Origin of the sequence: Nostoc sp., assembly GCF_035638895.1 — a bacterium.
Classification (GTDB): Bacteria; Cyanobacteriota; Cyanobacteriia; order Cyanobacteriales; family Nostocaceae; genus Nostoc.
On the sequence record NZ_DASQZC010000106.1, the window covers coordinates 1 to 10376 of the forward strand.

General features: G+C 40.0%; 8 protein-coding genes. 2 read left to right on the top strand and 6 right to left on the bottom strand.

Translation table 11 applies throughout. The features are described 5' to 3' along the window. Window positions 1-486: 486 nt before the first annotated feature. The 5 genes from VE944_RS04890 to VE944_RS04910 form a co-directional block, all read right to left on the bottom strand. The gene (locus VE944_RS04890; protein ID WP_324973117.1) at window positions 487-1134 is read right to left on the bottom strand and encodes a hypothetical protein; all 648 of its coding nucleotides are present in this window, start codon (window positions 1132-1134) and stop codon (window positions 487-489) included. 619 nt (window positions 1135-1753) lie between these two features. Beyond that, window positions 1754-1993, bottom strand: coding sequence for a hypothetical protein (locus VE944_RS04895; protein WP_109011689.1), 240 nt, complete (start codon window positions 1991-1993; stop codon window positions 1754-1756). A gap of 335 nt (window positions 1994-2328) precedes the next feature. Continuing rightward, window positions 2329-3312: a polysaccharide deacetylase family protein gene (locus VE944_RS04900; protein ID WP_324973123.1), complete on the bottom strand. Its 984-nt coding sequence runs from the start codon at window positions 3310-3312 to the stop codon at window positions 2329-2331. Window positions 3313-3616: 304 nt separating this feature from the next. Then, window positions 3617-4501: an aspartoacylase gene (locus VE944_RS04905; RefSeq protein ID WP_324973125.1), complete on the bottom strand. Its 885-nt coding sequence runs from the start codon at window positions 4499-4501 to the stop codon at window positions 3617-3619. Between the two features lie 51 nt (window positions 4502-4552). Continuing rightward, window positions 4553-5608, bottom strand: coding sequence for a glutathione S-transferase family protein (locus tag VE944_RS04910; RefSeq protein ID WP_324973136.1), 1056 nt, complete (start codon window positions 5606-5608; stop codon window positions 4553-4555). Between the two features lie 738 nt (window positions 5609-6346). Here VE944_RS04910 and VE944_RS04915 point away from each other — a divergent pair. Both VE944_RS04915 and VE944_RS04920 read left to right on the top strand, forming a co-directional pair. Continuing rightward, the gene (locus tag VE944_RS04915) at window positions 6347-7834 is read left to right on the top strand and encodes a galactose oxidase early set domain-containing protein (protein WP_324973128.1); all 1488 of its coding nucleotides are present in this window, start codon (window positions 6347-6349) and stop codon (window positions 7832-7834) included. Window positions 7835-7898: 64 nt separating this feature from the next. Further along, window positions 7899-9038, top strand: a complete 1140-nt coding sequence (locus tag VE944_RS04920; RefSeq protein WP_324973131.1) for a hypothetical protein — start codon at window positions 7899-7901, stop codon at window positions 9036-9038. Window positions 9039-9352: 314 nt separating this feature from the next. Here VE944_RS04920 and rbsK read toward each other — a convergent pair whose 3' ends face one another. Next, window positions 9353-10270, bottom strand: a complete 918-nt coding sequence (rbsK, locus tag VE944_RS04925; RefSeq protein ID WP_324973133.1) for a ribokinase — start codon at window positions 10268-10270, stop codon at window positions 9353-9355. Between the last annotated feature and the right edge of the window lie 106 nt (window positions 10271-10376).

A 10376-nucleotide genomic window follows, 5' to 3' on the forward strand; every position in this document is an offset into this window, starting at 1 on the left:
AGACTCTGTTTAATTGATAAACCTGGTAGATTCAGGGTTTCTGGCTGCTGGGTTACAGGGTTCCAACGAGCAATGACTGTGTTACTAGTACCAAAATCGATTGCGATCGCCATATTTTATATTTATTATCTCGCACGAAGAGGCCAAAGCTGCTTTATTTTTGATTATTCTCTATAAGCTAACAAGAAAGCAAATGCACCCATAGGCTTACTTCTTTGCATCCCAACCCAGATATCGATTCAGTCTGTTGCAGCTAAGTGTTAGCTGCAACGGATAGCATAGTTAGACAATGATCCTGGGTTTTGACATGTCCAGGAGTTGCAATTAACTCATAGTTTTTCAGCCGAATTCGCTCATGCCAGTAGTCAGACAATGCCTTGCTGTCGTCGATTATTGTGCGATCACTTGAAATATCCTCCGCGATGAGGAATACTGATTTTCTGGGTATTTTTGGGATTCACCTAACAATTTAGGAGTGGGGAAGGGTCAAACTCTGGTGACATCTTTTCCTAATGTCTCTAATCTATCTACTAAATTACTACCTTTATTTATTGCTAATTCCACCTCTTCCTTTTCCAACTGTCCAATTTCATATTCAAAACATTTTATTTTATTTTTTATATCAGGGATAATTAAACTTGAGATAAATTCATTCATATTTATTGAAGAATTTTTCTCAAGACTTTCTCTTCCTTTCTCTAATCGCTCTAGTATTTCATTCACTGACATTATTTTAATAACAGTACTAGAAGCTTTAATATGAAGAGTACCAGAAAGTTCAATTTTTTTATGAAACTCAGAAACTTGGTATCTTAAGCTCTTATATAATTGATTGATTTCTTCATAAACTTCAATCCGAGTTACTTTCTCCGCTACCCTTAATTTAATATCACCATAATAATTAGAATTATTTCTTTGTAATAGAAGCTCATTATTTATTAAATTTTGCACTTCTGAGAATTTATGAGCTACATCATTAGGTAGCAAAAAAATATAAACAAATGTAGATGAGTCTTGTTCCTTAAGCAACTCAACAGACTTTTCTGAAATTCTTTCAATCTCTAACTTTAATAACTTTAAATATCCTAATTGTGGGAGGTTTAACTCATCCTGTTTAATATTTACTAAACACATATCAAGCCTTTTGTTGTAAAAATATATAATAAATATTAAGTTTATTTTGCTTAAAAGCCCTCAGAGAAATCACAGTTCTCTGTAAAAATAAATTACATAAGTAGACTTGCAGTCAAAAATTCTTTTTACCAACTTTATGGAGTGCGATCACCTACGGCGGACGTACACGCCATCGCACTTTTAGACTTAAGAAATTTTTTAGCGAAAGTCTCTCATCTTAAGGGGACGCTTTTGTACCCAATCGTCGAAAGTTCGTTGCAGCCTTTGCGTGGATTGTGTATTGTGAAGTAATCAAATATGGCTGGTTCCAGCACTGCACGTTGGGGTAACTTACAACTTCACCAGCTAGTTGCTGGAAGCGCTCGAAGGGAAAAAATGGTAAACCTGCTTACGTAGATTACATTGTTAAACTTCCTGAGCGATCGCTGGAGGAGTTTTGTCGCTGGGTGTACCGCTTTATGGGCAATGCTCAGTTCATCTCTCCTCAACATCTAGCTGAACAACACCAGAAATTTGCTCGTGCATTAATAGATCGGTATTCTTCCAAAGCTACATAAATCAGGATTTTAGTACAGAAGTTGGGTTTAACCCCGAGTTCCGGGTTAGTGGTAGTTTACAATCAATCTTCATGCCGTAACTGCCATGCTGCACCGCAAGCGGCCCCAGCCCCAGCTAACAATCCGGTACTCATTCCTTGGATAGTTTTTTGGATCGGATCTTGGGTTAGACACTCACTTGTAAGCTTACTGTCTTCCAAGCAAAGGCTGCTTTCTGCCCAAGCAGCAGTACCTCCTAAAATTACACCAGTTATACTACAGCAAACAACTAGCAGCAAAAGACGTTGCGTTTTTCTAACCATAGATAGATGTGTCAAAAATTAGAGGTAGTGATTCACTCTCAATTACTTTACACATACTTGCTAGCAAATGTCACCTGGTTTCAAGATAATTTGCTGATATCAAAATTTAGATAACGATTAAAAAATCTGATTAGACATCGAATTTAAAAAAAATAACCTCTGGGGAAGGGATATCACCAGAGGTTTTTAATAAAGACATTGGAATAGGGAACTATTATAAAAATAAATTTATCTTTTTGCCAATACTATTTTCTCCTTTTCAAAAACAGATCAAAGTTTATTTTATTTGTAATTAAGGATACAAATTGCACTTGTCAATTGCATAGCTCATATTTTTACCTTTTTTGAGGCACTAATACAGGCAGTTGACGGGCACCGACAACGGATTTGGCGTGTTCTCCAACAGTCAAAACATTAAACTGACTGGATATAATTTCCAAACTTTTGTTGACTATTGCCAGCTTTTTATAAGTGGGAAGACTCATTCCAGGGAAGAATGATAGCTCTGGCACATCCTCTTGACTTACAAAGTCTGTAGGATGGAATAACAAAGAAGGCTGGACACGCGTCAGTTTACACAGCCACAGAGCAATTCGCAGGTAGAGTAACGCCACTTCCGAAGAAAATGTACTCAGATACATTATGTAACTAAAGTGAATTGGCACCTTGAAAATTGGCATGGTGGTAACAGGAATCTCTGTGAGTCTATCCTTACCCATCTTCCACTGGTAAGGTTTTAGAGGCTGCAAACCCTCTTTAAAACCACCAAAAAGGGCTTCTCGTTTCTTGCGTTCTTCCTTGCTCAGTTTACAAGTCATCAAATAATATGCTCGGGCGATAGGCCCCAAAAATGTGGGAAAAGTTGAAGCATCATACTCATATCCCCGTCGTGCTAAGACTTTCAATACCGCAGGAGAGAAACTGTATCCAGGCCCCCGGAAGCCAATAGGATGTTGATGAGTGACGCGCTTGATATGTTGTTCGGCTAAGGCCACCTCTTGTTCAATCTCATCCTCTGAATAGAGATGTAGCCAAGGATCGTGGTAAAATGAATGATTGCCTATTTCGTGACCGGCAGTGGCGATCGCTTGTAATGCCTTGGTGTTCTTTTCCAGCGCTGCATCTTGACCGACAATGAAGACTGTGATTGTCAAATCCCATTGCTGAAAAATATCTAAGAAACGAGGGACTGCAATATCCAAGTAAGAGGGAAAAGTCTCCCAACCCGGAGCGCCCTGATTTTTTAGAAAAGACCAAACATTATCCAAGTCTAAAGAAAGACTTGCTATTGGTTTGTCTCCTTGCCGTTTAATTTTCATTATTTTTAAGCGTAAATATAATGTTAGATTTGGGTTTTACCGATCAAGTCTTGTACCTCGACTCAGCGCTCCTTTAATCTCAACTTGATCAGCCTTGCGGACAACTTTTTACCCTGATATATAATAATTGCTGGTCATCAATATATCATACCCAACAAATATGTAAACATATAAGTAAGTTTTATCAATGCTTTATATATATAAATAATTAATTGATGATTTGGATGCTCAATTTTTATCATCACTTCCAATAAAAAGCGATGCCTACGGCGGTAAACTACGGACAAAAAATCCTGTACAGATATTAGATATTTATTTGCTGCTTCTGGGTAAAACACATTGCAATTCCCTTTTCGTAGTAAGCTGCCTCATTAATAAAAATTGGCCAAACGGCAGATGCTCCCTCATAATAAATTGTTTTACCATCAAAAGTTAGAAAAATTGGTTCTCCTGGGTTTAAGGCTTGATAATCCTTATCTTGAAGTTCTGGATGAATCATCCCAAAAATTGCGCCATTTTGTTGTTTTGGATAATCCACAACTGATAAATGGTCATATAGAATCAACGTTTCGTTAGTTGATGGAATTTCCCCCTGGTTTAACTGTTCTAGATAGTTTAGAACCGCATAAACAAGTTCTTCTGTTTGTTGGAATAGCGTCGCTTTTAAAAGTCCTTGGGCAATAGGGCCAATCTCGATCGCAAAGCCTAATTCGCACAAAGAATTTACAAATGGGTTTTCTTCAATTGATTTAAAAGAGCAGCGATAAACCCTAACTAAAGGATTAATCTGGCTCAGATAAGCAGCCAATTTCAAGTTTAAGGGATGACTGTTTACCAAAATAATTGTCAAACCCATATTAGATGTACTGCTGTGCAAGTCTAAGATAAAGTCAGTTTGTTTATCTTTGTTTGATGCTAGAGTCTGCTGGATTGATTTAGCTTGCAATTCTTCGTAACTGCTCAGAGTCGGATCTTGTAAATCTTGCTTGATAAAACAACGATTTAAATCTTTCTCTACATATCGCCTCCCCGCCGCAAAAGCATTAGGATTTGCTAACAGAGTTACTGTCTCAAAACTTTGTCTAGTAATCAAGTCGGGAAACTGAGAAAATTTTTGGATCAGGTAGGCTCCTGTAAACTCATTGCCATGAGTTCCACCGACAATTGCAACTCGATTAATCTGGTTCACGATTCATCAACTCCAGAATGCAGCTATCGAGGTATTAGTTCTCAATCTACCTTATGAAGCATTTACTTTACCAATGCGATCGCGCCCAGATGGTTGATTAAGATAAGACATATCAGGCCCATTGGGAATAATCCCGCCCGGATTGAGTGGGAATAGGTTCCCGTAGTAGTCCCGCTTCACACTTTCTACATCGCAGGTGTCAGCTACACCTGGAAGCTGATATAAATCACGTAAATAAGCTCCCAAGTTCTCATAGTCTCGAATTCGCTGCCTATTGCACTTAAACAACCCATAGTAGGCACTATCAAACCGAAATAACGTCGTGAATAAACGGACATCTGCTAGAGTGAGATTGTCCCCACACAGATATCGACTAGTTTGTAATGCAATGTCAATCTCATCGAGAGCTGCAAACAGTTCATTGCAGGCTTGATTGTATGCTTCTTGGCTTTGGGCAAAGCCGCAGCGATACACACCATTATTTACTGCGTGATAAATCTTTTCGTTCCACCAGTCAATCTTTTCTTTGAGTGTTTCTGGATAAAGATCCAGCGTGGGATTGTTGGCGAACTCGTTAAACTCAGAGTTCAGCATGACGATAATCTCTGAACTCTCATTATTGACGATGGTTTTTGTTTGGTTATCCCATAGTATTGGAACTGTAGAGCGTCCACTGTAACCAGGTTCCGCCATCTGATAAAATTCAGCCAGTGTGCGACAACCTTCTTCTTCTTCGTTGAATATCCAACCGCCTTCAATGGGAGAAGGAGAGACGATACATACTGATATTACCGCTTCGAGTTTTTTGAGCGATCGCACAACTAGGGTTCGGTGCGCCCAAGGACACCCCAGCCCAACATAGAGTTTGTAGCGCTCTGCTGCTGGTGGGTGTGGATTTCCTTCTTCTGTGCCAATGAACTTGCGAAACTGGCTATTAGGACGAACATAAGCTCCCGACTGATTGCTAGGAGCCAGCTTTGACATCATGATCCGCCACATAGTCGTCCAGACAAACTTTCCCAGCCAGATGATCAGCTTGGGAGGTAGTGTCCTGCCCTTTTTCTTGGAAAGATTTTTATCGTCATTCATTGGAGTTGAGTTGCTCATGGCGACAATCTTTTTTTGAGAGCGATTGACGTTACCACTGTTTCTACTAAGTAGGTTTCGATTTTTACAACCCACTCTGAGCTTTACCACTTTACTTTACTACGCTTTGGCTGTACTTTGTATCATGCTCATGGCTAAAATTTCTCAGCTAATTGTCTCAAATTTGCGTAGGCAAAGCCCACCAAAGGTATCGCTATGGGGTGCGATCGATTGTCATCCTTTTAATTCTATTAACTATGTATTAAGTATTGTATTATACTTGTAATTTAAATTTTAGCTAATTATTTTTCTTTTAATAAAAAATAACTTAAAAACATTTAAATTTGCATCCTCCAATAAACCAATCTCCTGTGGGGTAGGCATTCTGCGCGTCTTAGTTGTGCAAATTAAATGTGCAACACCTGAGCGGGCAAAACTAGTTACAAATCAAAGATCAAAAACACAATTTTTTAGCCAGTAATGCTCAATGCCAAGCCCTGAAAGGTATCCACATCAAATTTCAAAGCGTGATTCATCCTTTCCGAAAAAACACAGTGCAAGGCTTAATTAGATACTTGAGAACAGGTAAAAATAACAGCGTAATTACTAATAAAAAAATGGTATTTATCTAATCTTGTTATAAAAAACATCACATCTTAACATTAGAGAAGCTTACAAAGTATAGATATAATTTTAGTAATAAGCTACTGAAACAAAGAACAAAAACATCAAACCTACGTAGGAAAAATTGTAAATAAAGTGACTCAATCTTATAACAACCCTAACCTTCTAGAAGAAACGGATTTAGGGACTTTCATCGCTCAGGCTACTACCACAGACAAATGGCAAGTATTGCCGTATAGTGCTCCAATCCTGCCTATACATGCCGCTTTACTTCGTACTGGTAAAGTATTCTTTTTCTGCGGTTCAGGTAATGATCCCAGCCGATTAAACACTCCCTATGACAGTGTGGTTTGGGATGTGGACAAAGGAACCTTTACCCGTCAAAAGGCTCCATTAGATAGTAATAATCAGCCTATTGATCTTTTTTGCGCCGGTCACTCTTTCCGTCCTGATGGTGGGTTATTGGTTGCGGGTGGAACTTTGCGCTATGACCCATTTTATGGTTTACCCGCTGCTCTGATATTTGATCCTATTGGCGAGAAATGGTTCAAAATACTACCAATGAATAATGGTCGCTGGTATCCTACTTTGTTAACACTAGGTAGCGGTCGGGTCTTTGCAATATCTGGTCCGGACAAAGATGGCAAGCTCAACAGACAACCAGAAATTTATTCATATTTCTTCCCAAATGGTTGGAATGCTTTTCCAATAACTCGTCCCTATCCGGAATACGCACATCTGTTTCTACTCGATAGTGGAAAGCTTTTTTATTCAGGTGCCCAGATGAGCGGCAACAATGGAGTAGCGCCAACTATACTAACCCTGCCAGGGACATTTACAGAATCCATTACAGAAAAAGTGGTGCCAGGGCTGCAAGACTCAGCTTTTGGAAATCAAGCTGCGAGTGTGCTTTTACCACCTGCACAAGACCAAAAAGTGATGATTATCGGTGGGGGTAGTGCTGGTAAGGCAACAAATAGGGTAAATATTGTAGATTTAAAAGCTACTAACCCAACTTATGTAGCAGCAAAGCCTCTAAACTATGCTCGGATGCATCACAGCGCAGTTTTGTTGCCCGATCGCACAGTGTTTGTTTGTAATGGTAGCAAAATTAATGAGGACGCAACACAATCAATGCTGCCAGCAGAAATCTACAATCCAGCTACAAATACCTGGACAGTAGTAGCTAAACAAAATGTCCCTCGCCTATATCACTCAGTGGCCTTGCTCCTACCAGATGGTAGGGTAATCGCAGCTGGGGGTAATCCTAAGCGGAGGATTGATGAACTGCGATTAGAAATCTACAGTCCTGCATATATGTCGCGATCGCGCCCAATTATTCGGAGCGCTCCTGACGTATTGACCTACGGACAGCAATTTACAATTCAGACACCCCAGGCTGGGAATATTAAATGGGTTAGTCTGATTAAACCAATGGCAACCACTCATTCCTACGATACAGAACAAAGGTTAGTGGATGTGCGGATTAATTCTAGGAACTCTACTTCTCTCAATGTCACGCTAGCAACCAATCGAAACATAGCAGTACCAGGCTGGTACATGCTTTTTATTAGTGACAACAATGGAACACCCTCAGTAGCAACCTGGACGCGAATATCATAACTTTACCCGTTTACGTTCAAGACATTGCTACTTAATAAAAGTCATTAATTCTAGGAGTGGAAATATGAGCTTCAAGCTATCACGTCGGCAGTTTGGTCAGTTGGCACTTGGTGGAACTATAGTATCTGGGCTTAGTTATTTAAGCAACAAAACTTTAGCGCAAACACCAAGTTTCAAAATTGTAGGGATAGGTTCTGGCTCTATCATCAGCACAGACCAAACTGTTAGTCCAGAGGTAGATACCACTGAATCAAATAGCATTACCGCAAACGTTGTACCTACAAATATTAAGCCTGTAGGGCTAGGACTTGTTTTGGACTCCTTTATTTTGCAATCTTTAAATACAGGAAAGGTTCAGCTTCTAAGTCCAGTAGTTACTCAAATACTTGCCGAGAGCGGTACAGCTTTAGTACAGTCTAATGAGGCATTGAGTAGCTTCGCTGTTTTAAGCGATGGCACAATTGCCCAGCTCGGTACAGCTTTAGGAAAGGTCGATGATATATTGAGTAACCTCGGTTCTTTAACGAATGGCGTAGTTCTCAATCAAGCTCCCAATCAGGTTAGACCTTTAGTAGAGACTAATGAGACATTGAGTGGCTTTACTTCTTTAAGCGATGGCACACTTGTTGTAGCCGCTACTCCTGTTACCACAGGTAAAAAACAGGCGACACCTACTCGCATTACATTTTTGAGTACACCTGTAAAAACTTTGATAATCTCAGGACTTAAACAGAATCAACAGCTTGGGAGCTTGCTAGGCACTAATGATGGGCGACTCATCGGTTTAGTAAATAAGAAGAATGGTACACCGCCGATCACATTGGTAGATATTGACCTTCAAACAGGAGAGATCAGTACTATTAGTAAGGTTAAATTCCCAACCGATGAGCGAGCCAGCAATCTAGCACAGTGCCCAGATGGAAAACTCTATACCTCTTTAGTTGGATTAAATGGTGATACAACTTTAGTGCAACTAGACTCAAATCAAAAAACACCGATCAGACTGGGACAATTGAAACTTAATGGTACGGCATGGAATAATGGCTTGCAAAGCTTGGTTTGCTCTGCAACAGGTCAACTCCTAGCATTTGGAGCGCAGAGGTATGAGACACCTAATGCTGTATATAGCATAGATAAGAATAGTGGAAACATGACTCGGCTACAAGACTTTGACGCTGCCCAGATTACCCTTGCTCGTAGCTAGAAGGGATTGAGCCGATATTTATGAAATCGTAAATTGTTTTGAAAAAATTTAAGTATTCTTGTAGGGCGTGTTAATGGAGCGTAACGCACCAAAAGCTTAAAACGGTATCATACTTTCTGGGCTAACACACCCTACATGGATTTCAAAAATCAAATCGGACTCCCATAGCAAAAAAATGCTGGGAGCATCCACTTTTGGAAGAAACATAATTGGTTGATGCCAAAAACCCCAATATATGGTTGGTCTAAAAAAGTCAATATGCCAAAAGTGGATGCTTCCAAAATGCCAAGCCCTCAAGGTAAGATGAGGGCTTTTTACCTTTCTTTAAGAAACGCATCAAAGGTAAACCTATCCGGTAACGAAGTTTGTGCGCCTGGTTTTGTCGTCGCCAAAGCACCGGCTGCTGCACCCCAAACAACTGCTTGATGTAAAGAAAGTCCTTCAAAAAGCGCCGCCGTCAAACCGCCGTTAAAAGCATCGCCAGCAGCTACTGTGTCAACTGCATGAACTGGAAAAGCGGGTACAAAAAACTTTTCCTCAGCAGTGGCACAAAAAACACCCTTAGCACCCAGTTTAACGATCGCACATTTCACACCCCGTTGTAATAAAACCCCAGCTGCTTTGGCTGCAAGTTCTTCTCCATCTACAGCAAAACCCACTAACTGCGAGGCTTCAACTTCATTCGGTGTAATAATGTCCACTAATGGGTAAAGTTCATCTGGCAAATCAGATTGTGCGGGTGCAGGGTCGAGAATTACCGTTATTTTCGTTTTTCTTGCTGCTTTAGCTGCTGCAACCACCGCAGCAAGCGGAATTTCTAATTGTAAAAGCAGTGCTGTCGCTTCTGGTAATAGATCGGACAATCGTTCTACATCTTCTTGATTGATACACCCATTTGCACCAGGAATTACAATAATTTGATTTTCACCAGCATGATTTACGGCGATGATGGCGACTCCAGAACTAACAGTCTTATCCACCAAAATATTGCCAATCTGCACACCAGATGCTTGTAAATTGTTAATAAGTTCCACACCAAAATCGTCTGCACCTACACGCCCCACCATTTGGGTAGGAATTCCCAATTTTGCTAATGCTACCGCTTGATTGGCTCCTTTGCCTCCCGAAACTTTAAAAAAGTCTTCTCCTAGCAAGGTTTCTCCGGCGACTGGCAAACGGGGTGCTGTTGCTACCAAGTCTATATTTATGCTACCGAAGACGATAATGCTCATAATTGTCAGTCATTTAATTTAATGAATTTTTTGTTTTCAAATCAGCCGCTACAGGTTGAGAACATTCTTGTATTGGAACAGAGATAAACTAATTGTTGTTAAAAAT